Annotated in this window: 13 protein-coding genes; 3 read left to right on the top strand and 10 right to left on the bottom strand. The window is 59.5% G+C overall.

Annotated features, from left to right (window positions below; genetic code table 11):
* The first annotated feature begins 781 nt into the window (after positions 1–781).
* Entirely contained in the window at positions 782–1,009 is a 228-nt protein-coding gene (locus I6F37_RS34560) for a hypothetical protein (protein WP_225130106.1), read from the top strand.
* A gap of 238 nt (positions 1,010–1,247) precedes the next feature.
* Here I6F37_RS34560 and I6F37_RS34555 read toward each other — a convergent pair whose 3' ends face one another.
* The 4 genes from I6F37_RS34555 to I6F37_RS34540 all read right to left on the bottom strand — a co-directional run bounded on the left by I6F37_RS34555 (position 1,248) and on the right by I6F37_RS34540 (position 4,476).
* Positions 1,248–1,622: a tetraacyldisaccharide 4'-kinase gene (locus I6F37_RS34555; protein ID WP_249782217.1), complete on the bottom strand. Its 375-nt coding sequence runs from the start codon at positions 1,620–1,622 to the stop codon at positions 1,248–1,250.
* 468 nt (positions 1,623–2,090) lie between these two features.
* Positions 2,091–3,263, bottom strand: coding sequence for a peptidogalycan biosysnthesis protein (locus I6F37_RS34550; RefSeq protein WP_225130107.1), 1,173 nt, complete (start codon positions 3,261–3,263; stop codon positions 2,091–2,093).
* Positions 3,260–4,033, bottom strand: coding sequence for a class I SAM-dependent methyltransferase (locus I6F37_RS34545; RefSeq protein WP_225153942.1), 774 nt, complete (start codon positions 4,031–4,033; stop codon positions 3,260–3,262). The genes I6F37_RS34550 and I6F37_RS34545 overlap by 4 nt, the downstream gene beginning before the upstream one ends.
* Before the next feature lie 119 nt (positions 4,034–4,152).
* Positions 4,153–4,476, bottom strand: a complete 324-nt coding sequence (locus I6F37_RS34540; RefSeq protein WP_225130111.1) for a hypothetical protein — start codon at positions 4,474–4,476, stop codon at positions 4,153–4,155.
* A 1,078-nt stretch (positions 4,477–5,554) separates the two neighbouring features.
* Between I6F37_RS34540 and glmS the strand changes: the two genes are divergently transcribed.
* Positions 5,555–7,387 (top strand): glutamine--fructose-6-phosphate transaminase (isomerizing), encoded by a 1,833-nt coding sequence (glmS, locus tag I6F37_RS34535; RefSeq protein ID WP_225130113.1) that lies wholly within the window; start codon positions 5,555–5,557, stop codon positions 7,385–7,387.
* 6 nt (positions 7,388–7,393) lie between these two features.
* Positions 7,394–7,822, top strand: coding sequence for a hypothetical protein (locus tag I6F37_RS34530; protein WP_225130115.1), 429 nt, complete (start codon positions 7,394–7,396; stop codon positions 7,820–7,822).
* A gap of 150 nt (positions 7,823–7,972) precedes the next feature.
* On the opposite strand, the gene I6F37_RS34525 is transcribed toward I6F37_RS34530, so the two are convergent.
* The 6 genes from I6F37_RS34525 to I6F37_RS34500 form a co-directional block, all read right to left on the bottom strand.
* Positions 7,973–8,635 carry an MIP/aquaporin family protein gene (locus I6F37_RS34525; protein WP_225130131.1) on the bottom strand — a complete coding sequence of 221 codons (663 nt, stop codon included), beginning with the start codon at positions 8,633–8,635 and terminating at the stop codon, positions 7,973–7,975.
* A 140-nt stretch (positions 8,636–8,775) separates the two neighbouring features.
* Positions 8,776–10,809 carry a methyl-accepting chemotaxis protein gene (locus I6F37_RS34520; protein WP_225130117.1) on the bottom strand — a complete coding sequence of 678 codons (2,034 nt, stop codon included), beginning with the start codon at positions 10,807–10,809 and terminating at the stop codon, positions 8,776–8,778.
* A 297-nt stretch (positions 10,810–11,106) separates the two neighbouring features.
* Entirely contained in the window at positions 11,107–12,366 is a 1,260-nt protein-coding gene (locus I6F37_RS34515) for a Glu/Leu/Phe/Val dehydrogenase (RefSeq protein WP_225130118.1), read from the bottom strand.
* Positions 12,367–12,784: 418 nt separating this feature from the next.
* Positions 12,785–14,182: an NAD(P)(+) transhydrogenase (Re/Si-specific) subunit beta gene (locus tag I6F37_RS34510; RefSeq protein WP_225130120.1), complete on the bottom strand. Its 1,398-nt coding sequence runs from the start codon at positions 14,180–14,182 to the stop codon at positions 12,785–12,787.
* Between the two features lie 39 nt (positions 14,183–14,221).
* The gene (locus tag I6F37_RS34505; protein ID WP_014492434.1) at positions 14,222–14,539 is read right to left on the bottom strand and encodes a proton-translocating transhydrogenase family protein; all 318 of its coding nucleotides are present in this window, start codon (positions 14,537–14,539) and stop codon (positions 14,222–14,224) included.
* A 22-nt stretch (positions 14,540–14,561) separates the two neighbouring features.
* Positions 14,562–15,692: a Re/Si-specific NAD(P)(+) transhydrogenase subunit alpha gene (locus tag I6F37_RS34500; RefSeq protein WP_225130122.1), complete on the bottom strand. Its 1,131-nt coding sequence runs from the start codon at positions 15,690–15,692 to the stop codon at positions 14,562–14,564.
* Positions 15,693–15,859 lie beyond the last annotated feature (167 nt).

Below are 15,859 nucleotides of genomic sequence, written 5' to 3'. Positions count from 1 at the left end.
GGTTTGAGGTACAACCTTGTTCACCTCACGGATCTCGGCGGCGGTAGCTGACCCTAAAATGCTCGATCCGCGTGGTCGGAATCATGGAATTGCTCCGGAAGCATTGCTGGAGCGGAGACACCACCGGGTGATGCAGCGGGAGAGGAAGTCACGGCCCTTATCGACGTGATACCAAGTAAACGACCTCAATGGCGCCTAACGACAAACGCGCAGCCCCGCTGGAATTCGGAGCCGCCGGCTCGCATCCTAACCCGACATAATCCGATCATCTGAACGATGCTTGGCAGCCTTGCCGCCGTCTCACGGGAGCACCCGATCACGCCTAAGCCTGATCAACGAAAGGTGTGATCTCTCGCTTGCGCAGAGCAAGCACCGCCCCCCGACCGGCCTTTCGAACCGGTTCACTGCTCCGTGGTATCTCCGCCTACGCACCTCTTGATGAAACTCCTCCTGGACTCCCCAACGACCTTCTGATCGATCGCCTGCTTCAGGCAGTCGCGTCGATCCGCGTTGCATCGAATCGTGCTTGCACTCCGAGGTAAGTCATTTCGCTTTGTGGTTGGAATTTTCGTCGCGGTCCGGCGCCCTTAAGTTGTTTGACGAAGTCTTGCTGAAACACAGTGCCGCTAAACTTCCTGTTAGGTAATTAGCCCTGTTCTTTTTTATCGCACAGACAATCAAGTCAACCAAACGGCCATTGAGCTTTGGAATTGGCGCAGTCTGTGAACGGGCTCATATCGAAGAGCCATCTGACGGGCGACGATCACCTCGAAAATCCGCGGTGGAATATCTGTCAATTCAAAGTCAATCGATGGGGGTGATCATGCCCATCATACTGGACTTGCTCTATCGCGAATATTGCCGCGCCCGTCTCGCTGAAATGCGCAAGCAGCTTCTGATCGCAGCTGAACGCTTTGAAGCACTCGAAGCGGACTACCTTATTTCGGATCAGAGTGACGACGAGAGGGCGGCGGCATACCGCAAGACCGATCGCGGCGCGCCGCATTGAAGCAGCCAAGACCGGCAATCTCTCCCGCGTGGTAGTGGCCAAGCAATTCAACAGTCTGGGAGACAGCGATGAACACACCCGAATGCTATACCTTCACGGTGACCTGCGTCTCGTGCCTGACCATCATAGGAATGATGGTCGTTGGGGTGTGGTGAGCATGACTGTCTGCTGAAGCGGTAGCTTTAGCGAGTGCGAAACGAAGTTGGTCGGCACGCCTCGCTTTGCCCACCGGACGAGATCAGCGTCTGGAAAAACGCCGCTCGCGGGCCTTGTAGAGATGGTCGCTGATCAGTTGCCGCAGCTTGGCCCGGTCGTCGAATTCGAGCTGGACAGCGAATGGGACGATGCCGGTAGGGCACGCCATCGCTGCGATGCAGGCGCGCAAGATCATTTTCGTCGTCACCAGCGTGAGCTGCTCGCGCTGTGCCTCCGCTGCAAGCGCGGCGAGTTCCTCGCGCGAGAACATGTGATGATTGTCGAAGCGGCGCGTGCGCGCGACTTCGATGCCGCTGGCCTCCAATGTGCGGAGGAAGTGCTGGGGATCGCCGATTCCGGCGAAGGCGAAGACCCGCTCGCCGAGCAGCTGCGCGAGCGAGGCCGCATCCGGCTTCAGGCGCGCGCGCAGCTTGGGCTCGTTGCGTTTGGCGACCTCGGCGGCGACATCGTTGGCGGCGAGTCTGGCTCTCGTCTTGCCAAATTCATAAAAAGGTCCGGCCGCGCCGACGTCCTCTCGAGAGGAAGCACTGCTTGAAGCCGGAAAACTCGCTTAGGCTGGATTCCATCAACTCGCCACGCGGGAGTGTCGTCGGGACTGCCGTGCTCTACCCAGTTTCGTTCGGAAATCTCGCGAATTTTCGTGCCACAAAAGCGCTCGCTGCCGACCCTCGAGACCCGGAGTCAGCCGTCATGACGTCATCGGGCACCGTATCCCAGAATGTGCGCAGCAGTTTTTGCTTGAGTGTGCCTTCGTCGTGCTCCGGCTTGAAGAACCAGCGCGGCATCTTCAGTCGAAGTCCTGGCGTTAGGCCGAGGGGCACCGTACCCGACCAAAGACCTCGGCGAATCTTGCTCAATCTCGCAGTTACTCACCCAGCAAACGCTCGACCAACTCCCAATCCCTGCAAAGATGGCCTGCGAACTGATTCTGATATTGTCTGATCATACGCAGATTGTGCCGCTTGACGTCGGAGCCGCAGATGTGCTGTTCACCAACGCACTTGATGACGATCGCCTGCGGCTCGATCTTTGCCCCTCGGTTCACTTTCGCACGTAACGAGGAGGTAGAAAGCCGCAATGTTGTGAGACCGCGCGCCGCAGCGTAATCGAGGGGCTCGTAATAGCATAAGACGAAATATCTGTAATCCTTGAGATCGCGACTGTAGTCTGCCCCGAAGTAGCGCAAGTGAAGTGCCGTTCCAAAGCGATAGAAAACAGCAAGCCCGGTTATCTCGTTGTTGCACTCGGAAATTGCTGCGGCACCGAACTGCGACACACCCGCCTTTCTCTGCCCGGCGAGTATCCTTTCCATCCAGTCGCGACCCTGGGTGCTTCCGTGTCGAGACCTGTTTTGGGTTATGAGATCAGCGACTATGGAGTCATCGAGTTCTTCGGCTGAGGCCCATCCGATCTTCCCCCCGGCTCGCCGGAACGCCGCGACTTCAGACTTGCTTTGATTACGATCATGCGCGCACGAGGCCGCCATCATCCCGGCTACCCCTGTATCCGGCACTTCTAGATACGCTTCGGCAGAATGCAAAACGACCGTACCCCCAATGTGCTCCGCGAATTCCACCGCCGCCGGGTAGGGCATGTACGGCACTACAACGCCGGCATATCCCCGCTCCTGAGCATAGTTTAGAGCGCTGCGTCCCAACTCGCCTAAAGCCTCATACCTTCGCCTGCCCTGAATGCAGGGTATCTCGTTGTGGGTGTTGCGCCGACCACCCAGCCAGAGAAAACTTTGTTGCCAAGGGCCGGGAATTCCAGCCATGCAATCTGGCAGGAAGAACAAACCAGGTGATTGGTCTCCCTCCCAAAGCGTGCACGCAGCCACGACTCCGGCCGCCCCGCGGACCGCAAGCACGTCCGTTGCGCCGAGCGAATGTTCGAGCGCTCGCAGCCACCGGTAGCTGTTATAAAAATTGTTATCACCGACGAGGGCATCCCATTCATGCTCGTCAAAGCCGCATAGACCTTCCGCGACCGCTGAGGAGAACGGGACTAACAACTTGCTCCTGAATGGTACAAACGTCATGGGTGTCGCCCCGCATGGCGTGGGACACGGACGCCTTCAATGATGATCGCGTGCGGGCTTTGGAGATATGCATGTAGCTCCGTGGGAAGCTGATCTATACGGGCGCATGTGGGCACAAACAGTTCTCTCCATTTCAATGATCGGAACCCGGCTTGTGCTAATGAACTCTCCAAAGAGGGAGCGGGCCAATGCCATGCAAATACGCCGCCTTGTTCTCCATTTTTGCAGAACTCGACCTTAATACGCCCACCTTCTAAATATGGGTTCTCAGGATCGTCTACGACGAGCCTGAAGCCACAGGGTTCGTACCAGTTTGGATGTGGATTGTAAGCTGGATGAGTGGACAACGATATCAAGCGCCCGCCAGGACGCAACAGTTCGGCCATTTCGGCGCACATGCTGTCCAGCTCACTTTTGGTGGCGGCATAGGGCAGCACATAGGATGCAAGTACCAAGTCGAATTGGGCTGCCATGTTGGCATGGAGATGAGTGACGAAGGAGAGATTGATCCCCTCTTTTTCTGCGCGACGCCGCGCGTAGTTTAGCATGCCTGGCGCCGGATCATATCCTACAACAGAGGCTGCTCCGCGTTGCTTAAGTATTCGCGAATATGCCCCCGCGCCGCACCCAAAACCGAGGATGGAGAAGCCATCAACGTCACCCATCACCTCTAGTACGCTCGGCACTTCGATGTATTTTTGAAGGGGCCATTCAGTCATATTCTCGTGCAGACTTGCAAATTCATCGAATTGGGCCGCGCTGTCGGACACGGACGCGCCTCTCGAGGCGCCGTCCCCGTGTTGGCACGAACCCAGTGTTTTTTCTTCGGGTGACGGGCAAGAACCGCCGGACAACGCAACTTTGGCTGGGAACGGTGAGGATGCGAGACTCATGCTTCGATCCGTTCTGACCAGACCGAAACTGTCTTAGATCTGTCGAGATATTTTTCGTAGAGTTCTTCGAGCATTTTCTTGCCGACGACGGCGAGCTCAGCTTGATAGGCTTTGCGATCGGTCACCTCAATGCGCTCGATATAGTCCCACGGCCCGCCTGATATGCCGACGCCGGTTTCCGTGATGCGGTGCGTCGAATAGCTGACGATAGTCTTCAATTTACTGGCGACGACATAGTCGACCTCGCGTTCGAAGCGTTCATACTCCGCTGCGCTGACACCCGGCTTCAGTGCGGCAAATACAAATCGGACAACAGCCATTTTCGATCCTTCTCGTGTCGCGGCATATCAAAATCCAAGTGGCCAGCTCTGAGCCAAGAGAGTCGGCAACGATCGCCTCAGTGCATTCCAGGGCGCACTTGCGCTGGCCCCTTAGCTGATGGACATCGCTCGGCGAAAATGCTCACACCAAACGCGCAGAGCGCCTCGTGCCCTAAGGGAACACATCGGTGAGGGTGCTCCGAGAACATGAGCGATGGTGGGCACGCGTTCGATGATTGCCGATTGCCGTCCGTGATGCTCGGCGCACTCCTAAGCATCGCTACCACTCTCAGGGCGTGAATAAGGGCCAAGTGCTGTACAGCACGAACGACAAAGGCAATCGCGCCGCACCCGGCGGGCTTTCAATTCACGGCCTGTCGATGGCCTTGATGTGATTAGCCGAGCAAGGGCCATATGAACTCCGGGCTGCGCTATCTGCCAGACGGCCACATTGAAACGAGTTTGCGCAGGACCTCAGCAAAGTGCGTGCCACAAACGGCTTATGCCACTTGCGTAGCAGGCGGACAAAACAACCACTTCACGCCGTACGGCGGAATACTTGCGGTCTTGTCGAATTTCGCACATGCACGTCTTGATCCACACACGGCTGAATATGATCAGCCGGCGACTGCGCGGCAGCGCCCTCTTCGCGGGCTTCCACCACGCCGATAAAATAACAAGGCGAAATGGGTGGACCGAATGTATCACACGATGAATGTGAATTCCTCTCGGCTACTCACCACACCGGAGCGATGTTAGATCGGGCAACGAGGTCGATGGGGAATGTCAGTATCTGGCCGAGTGAGCGAACATTCTGGGCCCCGCGGCTCCATTTAGGCGCCGAGCCATCGTCAGCAGAAGTCCCCCGGAATGCTTGATCAGCGTGATGATATACGTCTAGCAGCGTGTCCGGGAACCGGCCCAAATAGCTTGTAAAGTCGTTCGGTACTGGCATGCAAATTGCCAGCTCCGTGGCTAGCCAAATGGGGGGATTCATTGACCTGCCAACCCCTCTAGCTTGCCGCCTGACTCGAAAGACGATGTGGTTCAACGCTAGTTGCGGAGCATATTGACCTGCATGTGCGGAATTGTCGGCATTGTGGGACGCCGTCCGGTCTCCGAGCAATTAATCGTTTCCCTGAAGCAGCTAGAATATTGTGGCTATGACTCTGCAGGCGTGGCAACGCTGGAAGGCGGTCATTTCTACCGACAGCGTGCCGAGGGCAAGCTCAAGGCGTTAGAGAACCGCCTGCGCGCCGCGCCGGTGTGGGGGCATACCGGCATCGGGCATACCCGCTGGACCAGCCACAGAAAGGCGAGCGCGAAGAACGCCCATCTGCATGCGACTGACAATGTGTCGGTCGTTCATAACGGCGTAATCGAAAATTATCCTGAGCTGCGCGCCGAGTTGGAACGAAAGGGTGCACAATTCGCCTCCGAGACGGATACAGAGGTAGTCGCTCACATAGTCGAATCCCATTTGATCAAGGGCTATTCGCCTCAGGACGCGGTGAAGGCTTCGCTGCCCAAACTGGGTGGTCCGTTCGCGCTGGTTTTTCTGTTCAAGGGCTACGACGATTTATTGATCGGGGCCTGCAATGGGTCGCCGCTTGCTATCGGCCATGGCGACGGAGAAATGTATCTGGCGTCGGATGAGATTGCACTTGCGCCTTTCACGGAGCGCATTACCCATTTGGAAGACGGCGACTGGGCCGTTCTGACCCGCAACTCCTTCACGATCTACGACATGCAAGGCGTCATTGCCCATCGCGAGGTACTGAAATGCAGAGCCTCGCCGGCTCTCATCCGAAAGGCAAATTATCGTCCTTTCATGCTCAAGGAGATCCACAGGCAACCGAAAGTCGCCGGCCATACGCTGGCGCGCTATGTCGACGCGTCGGCCGATCGCGTCGCATTCCCTCAGACGCTGCCATTCGACTTCAATGACATTGGCCGAATATTGATCACCGGCTGCGGCACCGCACGCCATGCCGGCCACATCGGCAAATACTGGTTCGAGCGGCTGGCCCGCATCCCCGTCGAGGTCGATGTCGCTTCCGAATTACGCTACCGGGAACCGCCCTTGCGCGAGCGCGATCTCGCCATCCTCATTTCGCAATCCGGCGAGACGGCTGATACGCTGGCTGCGCTGCGTTTTGCCAAATCTCAGGGACTGCGCACGCTCTCCGTAGTCAACGTGCCGAGCTCGACAATTGCGCGAGAGAGCGAGACCGTGCTGCAGACGCTGGCCGGCCCCGAAATGGGCGTCCCCTCGACCAAAGCCTTCTCGTGCCAGTTGATCGTGCTCGCGGCTCTTGCGATCGCCAACGGGAGAGCGCGTGGTGAATTATCCCGGGCCACCGAGGCCACGCTCGTACAGGAGTTGCTCGAAGTTCCTCGCCTGATGACAGCTGCACTTGCAACCGAACCGCAAATCGAGAAGCTCGCGCGGGAGGTCGCCAAGTCGCGTGGCGTGCTATGTCTCGGTCGCGGCAGCTCCTTTCCGCTGGCGCTGGAAGGAGCGCTGAAGCTGAAAGAAATCGCCTATATCCACGCCGACGGCTATGCTGCGGGCGAGCTTAAACACGGTCCGCTTGCGTTGATAAGCGATGGTGTGCCTGTCGTGGTGATCGCCCCTTCCGACTCGCTGTTCCAAAAGACGGTCTCAAACATGCAGGAAGTTGCAGCAAGAGGTGGCAACATCATCCTAATAACCGATCCAAAGGGAGCCGAGGCGGCCTCTGTGAACTCGCTCGCGACCATCGTATTGCCTGACATGGGGGCAAGCTTTACTCCGATAGTTTATGACATTCCGATGCAGCTCTTGGCGTATCATACTGGGTTGCTGATGGGCACAGATGTTGACCAGCCACGCAATCTCGCTAGGTCTAAGTCGGTCATTGTCGAATAGGTTGCCTTGATTATCGCCGACCCGACGCTCACCACCAGAATATCGGCGTACTTCGAGCGGGTTGGTGACATCGGTCAAGTTGCGTCGAGCGCGCCGCAGCTTGACTCTCCCTTTGAACCTAAGCTGAACTGCAAGACGCCGGCCTTGGGCGATACCCCGCTCAGCACTTTACGTGACGCAATCAGCATCGCGCCAACCCTTCTTGGCGTGACCATCCCGCATAACGACCAACGCTTCATGGCATCGGGGCGCCGTCTTTCAAACGGCGCTCAAGATCTTCCGGTTTTCTTCCCAAATGCAGGAACTTGCCGGCGCCGCGGCTGTGGCGTGCTCATCTGGGCGGCGACGACCTCCCCGTCATTCATTGGCTGCACGATCGACCTGTTGGTAAGTGTGAGGAGCAGCCAGAGCGCAAGTTCAAGAAGACAGAATTGACGTGCCGACTGACGTCAATGAGATTGTCGATCACGTCAGCTGCGCCGGACCCTTTCGCTTCATTCTGCGTGTGCAGTGTTTTGCGAAAAGATCATGCTCAAACAATTACCTAAAGCGCAATGACGATTTCTTCCTAATCTCATCGCCCTTTCAGGCGGTGTTCCTAAATAACCATGCAGCGAGCGTTGTGGCCGCAAGGGCCCCAATCAGTTGCGCGATGATGAAGGGAACAACGCTACTCGGAGCGATACCGGCAAAGGTGTCGGACAGCGATCGTGCGATCGTCACCGCGGGATTGGCGAACGAAGTGGATGCGGTGAACCAGTAGGCGGACGTTACGTACAAGCCAACGGCGTAAGGAACCACAGCGGGAGTTCGGCTCGCGCAGCCGAAGATCGTGACGAGCAAACCGAACGTTGCGGCGGCTTCTGCGATCCACTGTCCTGCTCCGGTTCGTTGTGTGAGCGAGACTTGCCAGAGCGGAATATCGAACATCAAATGTGCCGCAAAGACCCCCGTGAGCGAACCGGCAATCTGCGCGAGAATATAGGCCCACAGGGCTCGCCACGTCAGTTCGCCTCGCAAGGTCAAGGCCAGACTCAGCGCGGGATTGAAGTGCGCTCCCGACAGCGGCCCGAAGACCAGGATCAGGACGACCAGGATCGCACCAGTGGAGATGGTGTTGCAGAGAAGCGCGAGCGCGACGTTGCCGCCGGCGAGCCGCTGCGCCATGATACCGGACCCGACCACGGCAGCGAGAAGGAACGCCGTGCCGAGCCCCTCCGACACAATGCGTCGTCCCATGGACGGCATCAGAATTGTCCGAGCGGCGCATTTCGTAGGACCGATCTCCTCAAGTCCGCTCTTTCGCGCCATTTCATCTCGCCGGTCATCGGGTTGCATTGAGTGTTCCTGCACAAGGGACATTTTGGCTGCTCGACCGCTTGGGCCGCTCACGCTCGTCGCAAGGATGCAATGAAGCGGCTCAATTCAGCGGTCAACTCAGAACTGCTCTTGGACAGCGCCTGCGCCGACTGCAGGACGCCGCCTGCCGCTGTATCCGTGGTTGCGGCGCCATGGGCGACCTGGCTCATTCCGCTCGCAACCTCCGAGGTTCGCGCGGCGGTCTGCTGGATGTTGTGCGCAATCTCGCGCGTTGCCAACAGCTGCTGTTCAACAGACTCCGACACAGCACCCGAAATCTGCGAGATGCGGTCGATCGTTGCGCTAATGGAAACGATTTCAATCACCGATTTGCGGGCGACCGACTGCATCGCGCCGATTTGCGCAGCAATCTGCGAGGTGGCATCAGAAGTCTGATCCGCCAAAGCCTTGACTTCCTGCGCGACCACCGCAAAGCCGGTGCCGTATTCGCCCGCACGTGCGGCTTCAATCGTGGCGTTGAGCGCAAGCAAGTTGGTCTGGCGTGCCACTTGCGCAATGAGCCGAACGACGTCGCCGATCCGTTCGGCCGCATCAGTGAGCTCGGAGATCTGCCTGTCAGTCTGCGCCGCCTGGCGGACCGCCTCCAGCGCAATCTTCGAGGATTCCTGCACCTGCCGCCCAATTTCGGAGGCAGAGGTCATCATCTGTTCCGTCGCGGCAGCAATGAGCTGGATATTGGAAGAGGCGCTGTCGGATGCTGCCGAGACGTGGCTCGAAACGCCGGTCGTGTGCTTGGCCGACTGAGTGAGGCCAAGAGCCGCACTTTCAAGCTGGCGGGAGGCGTTAGCCACCGTCTGAATGACGTTACCGACGGCCGCCTCGAACGCATCAGCAAGCCGCTCTAGCTCCGCGCGGCTTCGCTCGCCCTGCAGGCGGTCGCGTTCCAACTGTTCGGCAAGGTCGCGCTCAGCCTTCAGGCGCATGCCCTGCTTGAAGTCCTCGACCGCCCGTCCCATGTCCCCGATCTCATCTTTACGATCAAGACCCGGCAGAACAATCTCGAACTGACCGGCACCAAGCTGACGCATCGCCACCGTCATACGTGAAATGGCACCGCCAATGCGACGGCCGAACAGCAGCGCAAACGTCGCGACCAGGCCCATCGCCCCAACCACCAGCCAAAACAGGAGATCGCGGGCATTTGCCGCGCGCAAGCCAGCCGCGGCGCTTCGGCGATCGGCTTCTGCAATTGCCTGTGCCAATGCCGGTCGATGGCTGCCATAAACCTTGGCAATATCCTCCATCTCCTCGTTCAGCGACTGCTGGACCAACATGAAGGCAGAAAATGCGGCTTGATAGGACTTGAGAAGCCTCTCAAGTTCGGGGCGAATACCCGGTGAGAGATCTGAGGTGGCCAGCAGCCCGGCGAATTCGGCGCCAGACTTGTCAAAATCCTGGCCGTATTTTTCTTCGCCGTGCAGCATGAAATCCTTTTCATACCCGCGCATCCTCTCCATGAGAACGGTCAACCTTGGCTGGTCGAGCTCGGCAAGCCGCCCTTCCAGCTGAAGCTCGGCCGTGCGCAGCCCGCCCTGGAGCCCCTCCTCGGCGTTAAAACCAAGCGCGCGCTCGGCCGAGACGATGTTCTGAAAGCGAGCGGCGTAGAGGTCGATCCCGCTCCGCAGTCCGGAAGAGCTCTTGAGAGGATCGCCCTCAGGCAATCGCGCCGCAATGCCTTCGATGTCGCCGAGCATCGCCATTTCGTGCTTGAGCAGCTCGGCATGGCGCTCAATCATTGCCTCGTCGCGCCGACGCAGGAATTCGGTCGTCACATGTTGCGATTCCAGAAAGCTCTGGGAGAGCGCCGCAAACCGGTCACGAACGCGAGCGGCCTCGTCCGCATCACCCTGGACCTGCGCCGCGTGGTTCAACCCGACCAGGCAGATCGCGCCGGTCGCAATGACCGCGATGATGCCAAGCAGGCCGATCTTTAATCGCAAGGAGGCACTGAATGTTCGGCTGGCCGGAATCTGCAGCTTGAGCAAGCGCCACAATGGGGTGCGTTTGAACGAGAGCGCGCGAAGTGTGAGAGCTGAGAACAATGCTTTCTTTCCTTAAATGGCGCATGGCTTGCCAATCCTGCGGCCGATGAAAAACTGTAAGACGTGAGACTATCACTCAACGCTAAACATGCCGCTGCCGTTTGTCGGCGACGGCCCAGCTAAGTCTAGGGCGAACTGGCAGACAGACCGATCTGCCAGTGGATTGGGTGCATTTGTGCTCGCCAAGGAGACCATCAGGACGAGCGCACAGGTCAGTTGGGGCTCATCATTCAAGTGGCTCGTTAGCGGCAGCATAGGGGGCCTACGGCGGCTCCACGCGAGGGAAGAACTAGGTTTTTACGGGAACAGGCCGCGTGTTTCCTTGGCACCGCGAACACGCTCGACGCCTATTGCCATGGCCGCGGTGCGATTGAACAGATTTTCGCCTTTGCTTCGCGCCAGGACACGCTCGAAAGCACGATCCAGGAGTTGATACTCCCGGCGCATGACTTCCTCCTCCTCCCAGAACAATCGCTGAAGGTCCTGCACCCATTCAAAGTAACTGACGACAACACCTCCCGAATTGCAGAGAATATCGGGAATGACGAACACCTCGTCCTGGCGTCCTTCCAGAATTCGGTCAGCTTCCGGCGTGGTCGGTCCGTTGGCGCCTTCGGCAAGGATCCGGCAGCGCAGTTTAGCGGCCATTCCAGCGTCGATGACCCGTTCGACGGCAGCCGGAACAAGCACGTCGCACGGCACGGTCAGGATCTCTGCAGGATCCAGAGCGAGCTCATTGGAGTAGCCATCAAGGCTTCCTTGCGAGGCTGCGTGCCGGACCAGTTGTGGTATGTCGAGCCCACGAGGGCGGTAGAGCGCGCCGGTGTGATCGCTGACCGCGATCACTTTCACTCCCATGTTATGCAGCTCAAGCGCGGCGATCGAACCGACGTTTCCAAATCCTTGAACAACCGCCGTTGAGCCATTGAGACGGATTTTGAGCTCGTCTGCAGCGCGCCTGACCAGATGAGCCACACCCCGGCCTGTCGCTTCACGACGGCCGAGCGTTCCACCAGCGCTGACGGGCTTGCCCGTCACGATCTCGGTGACGGTTTGGCCCTGGTACATCGAATAAGTATCCATGAACCAGGCCATGATCTGCTCGTTCGTACCGAGGTCAGGAGCCATAACATCGGTGTGTGGCCCAACGAAGGGGATCATTTCCTGCATATAACGGCGCGAAAGCGCCTCAAGCTCGCGCTTCGACAAGGTCGAGGGGTCGACATTGATGCCGCCCTTGGCCCCGCCATACGGCAATCCGACCAGGGCACATTTCCAGCTCATCCAAATGGCGAGCGCTGCAACTTCGCCGAGGTCGACTGTGGGCGCGAACCTGGTGCCCCCTTTTGTCGGGCCAAGCGTCAAATGATGCTGTACCCGGTAGCCCTCGAACACCGCGGTGGTGCCATCATCCCGGTGAATTGGACACGATACTGTGACAGATCGCTTCGGCAACAACAGGCGCGGTCTCGCATCATCCGGTATGCTCAGGTAATTCGCGATCACCTCGAATTGCTTTACGGCCATCTCAAACACTGGCCCACGATATGCAGTCACGCTAGCTCCTCAAGCTGGATATGAAAAATTGAACGCTCATGCGTCGGGACGCTTTGGGCCCTGAACAGGTGATGCGATTTCGGGACGTGGAGATGGTCGCCGTTACCGCAAGAGCGCAGCTTGCGCTCACGCCGAATAGAGGACCAATGCCACGAAAGCGAGATTGACGAGGGCGGCCACGATCGCCAGCAACCAAGTGGTCGCAGGCGAAATGTCTGGAGTATCTTGCGAGTCTGGGATCCAAAGGGGCGGCGGCGGCATCTCAATGTCTCCGAAAGCTTGCATTACAGCGAATCGAGCAAGCAAGATGAAATTGCCTCATGGCCATCAGGCGAGCCAGTTGTTCAAATCTATGGCGCGGCCGCGCTGATCTTGATCAAGAGTAGAGAGGCTCTGAACCATGTTTAGCTCGTGGCGTTCACATCGCCTTGACGATGTTCTCGGTAACCTTCTTGGCGTCGCCGAGCAGCATCATGGTGTTGTCGCGGTAGAACAACGGGTTGTCGATGCCCGCGTAACCCGAAGCCAGCGAGCGCTTGATGAACATCACCGTTCCGGCCTTCCAGACCTGCAGCACCGGCATGCCGTAGATCGGCGAGGACTTGTCCTCTTCGGCCGCCGGATTGGTCACGTCGTTGGCGCCGATCACGAAGGCGATGTCGGCCTGCGCGAACTCGGAGTTGATGTCCTCGAGCTCGAACACCTCGTCATAGGGCACGTTGGCTTCGGCCAGCAGCACGTTCATGTGGCCGGGCATGCGGCCCGCGACCGGGTGAATGGCGTATTTCACCTCGACGCCTTCCTTCTTCAGGATGTCGGCCATCTCGCGCAGCGCGTGCTGGGCCTGCGCCACCGCCATGCCGTAGCCGGGCACGATGATGACCTTGGAGGCGTTCTTCATGATGAAGGCGGCATCGTCGGCCGAGCCGAGCTTGGCGGGCTTCTGCTCGCCCGTACCGCCGCCGGCCGCAGCGGTCTCACCGCCAAAGCCGCCGAGGATGACCGAGATGAAGGACCGGTTCATCGCATGGCACATGATGTAGGACAGGATCGCGCCCGAGGAGCCGACCAGCGCGCCGGTGATGATCAGCGCGGAATTGCCGAGCGTGAAGCCGATGCCCGCGGCCGCCCAACCCGAATAGGAGTTCAGCATCGAGATCACGACCGGCATGTCGGCGCCGCCGATCGGGATGATCATGAGCACGCCGAGCAGAAGCGCCAGGATGACGTTGAGCCAGAAGAACACCAGGCTGCCGGTGACGACGAGGCCGACGATGCAGGCGACCAGCGCCACCGCGAGGGCGACGTTGATCACGTGGCGGGCCGGCAGGATGATCGGAGCGCCGCTCATGCGCGCCGAGAGCTTGAGGAATGCGATCACCGAGCCGGTGAAGGTCAGCGCGCCGATGGCGACGCCGAGCGACATTTCGACCAGGCTCTGGGTGTGGATATTGCCGGGCGTACCGATGTCGAAAGCCTCGGGCGCGTAGAACGCGCCGGCGGCGACCAGCACCGCGGCCATGCCGACCAGCGAGTGGAAGGCGGCAACCAGCTCCGGCATCGACGTCATCGGCACGCGCCGGGCGATCACCGCGCCGATCGCGGCGCCGATCGCGATGCCGACGATCACCAGCACCCAGGCGAGCCCGTCGGCCGGCGGATGGTTGGCAAGCGTGGTGGCGACCGCGATCGCCATGCCGATCATGCCGAACAAATTGCCCTGGCGCGATGAAGCCGGGCTCGACAACCCGCGCAGCGACAGGATGAACAGCACTCCCGCCACGAGATACAGAAATGCAGAGAGGTTGGCGCTCATCTCAGGTCCCCATTGATCCCATCAGCCCGAGGTGGCCGCTTACTTCGACTTCTTCTTGTACATCGCCAGCATGCGCTGGGTGACAAGGAAGCCGCCGAAGATGTTGATGCAGGCAAAGATCAGCGCGACAAAGCCGAAGGCACGGGCCCAGCCCGAGCCGCTCGAGACATTCGCGACGCCGCCGGCAAGCAGCGCGCCGACCACGATCACCGAGGAGATCGCGTTGGTCACGCTCATCAGCGGCGTGTGCAGCGCCGGCGTCACCGACCACACCACGAAATAGCCGACGAAGACGGCGAGAACGAAGATCGACAGCCGGAAGATGAAGGGGTCGACGACCTGTGCAGCATGCTCCATGGCGGCTCTCCTTAAACCCGATTTAAGATGATTTGGGCTGGAAGTTCGGGTGGATGACGGCGCCGTCTTTCGTCAGCGCCGTGGCCTTGACCAGCTCATCGTCCCAGTTCACGGCGAGCTTCTTCTCTTTCTTGTCGACCATGGTCTCGATGAAGGAGAACAGGTTGCGGGCATAGAGGCTGGAGGCCGAGGCCGCGACGCGGCCGGCGACGTTGGTGTAGCCGACGATCTTGATGCCATCGAGGTCGACGACCTCACCGGCCTTGGCACCCTCGACATTGCCGCCGCGCTCGACGGCGAGATCGACCAGTACCGACCCCGGCTTCATCGACTTGACCATGTCGGCGCTGACGAGCTTCGGCGCCGGCCGGCCCGGGATCAGCGCGGTGGTGATCACGATGTCCTGCTTCTTGATGTGTTCGGCGGTGAGCGCGGCCTGCTTGGCCTGGTACTCCCTAGACATTTCCTTGGCGTAACCACCAGCGGTCTGCGCGTTCTTGAACTCCTCGTCCTCGACGGCGAGGAATTTCGCACCGAGCGATTCCACCTGCTCCTTCGTCGCGGGCCGGACGTCGGTCGCGGTGACCACCGCGCCGAGGCGGCGCGCGGTCGCGATCGCCTGGAGGCCCGCAACGCCGACGCCCATCACGAACACCTTGGCAGCGGGCACGGTGCCGGCCGCGGTCATCATCATCGGAAAGGCGCGGCCGAACGCCTCGGCGCCCTCGATCACGGCGCGGTAACCGGCGAGGTTGGCCTGCGAGGACAGCACGTCCATCACCTGCGCGCGGGTGATGCGCGGCATCAGTTCCATCGCGAAGGCGGAGACGCCGGCATCGGCTATCGTCTTCAGCGCGGCCTCGTTGCCGTAAGGGTCCATGATGGCGATGACGAGCGCGCCGCGCTTGTACTGCGCCAGCTCGGACGCCTCGGGACGCTTCACCTTGATGATGATATCGGCGTCCTTGAGCGCGTCAGTGCTGACGGTGGCGCCGGCCGCGGTGAATTCGGAATCCGGCAGGCCCGACTTGATGCCGGCGCCCGCCTCCACGGCGATTTCGGCGCCCAGCGCCCTAAACTTCTTCACCGTATCAGGCGAAGCGGCGACACGCGGCTCCGACGGATCGATTTCCTTGGCAACGGCGATCTTCATGACACCTCCCGGCGAGCGCCGCCTGTCTTCGTAGCAGTATTCCGAGCGCACCGGCCTGCAGAACGCCCGAATTGGTTCGTAGTGATGACTTGTTCGCACTGGATATAAGGCTCGTTTGGCAGACTCTATCAGATGCCCTGCGCCGTTCTTTGGCTGTCTCTTATACA

The sequence above is a fragment of the Bradyrhizobium sp. NBAIM08 genome (assembly GCF_020193935.1).
Taxonomy (GTDB): Bacteria; Pseudomonadota; Alphaproteobacteria; order Rhizobiales; family Xanthobacteraceae; genus Bradyrhizobium; species Bradyrhizobium yuanmingense.
The sequence above is the reverse complement of the archived record's forward strand: the minus strand, read 5'-3'. Positions and strand labels throughout refer to the sequence as shown.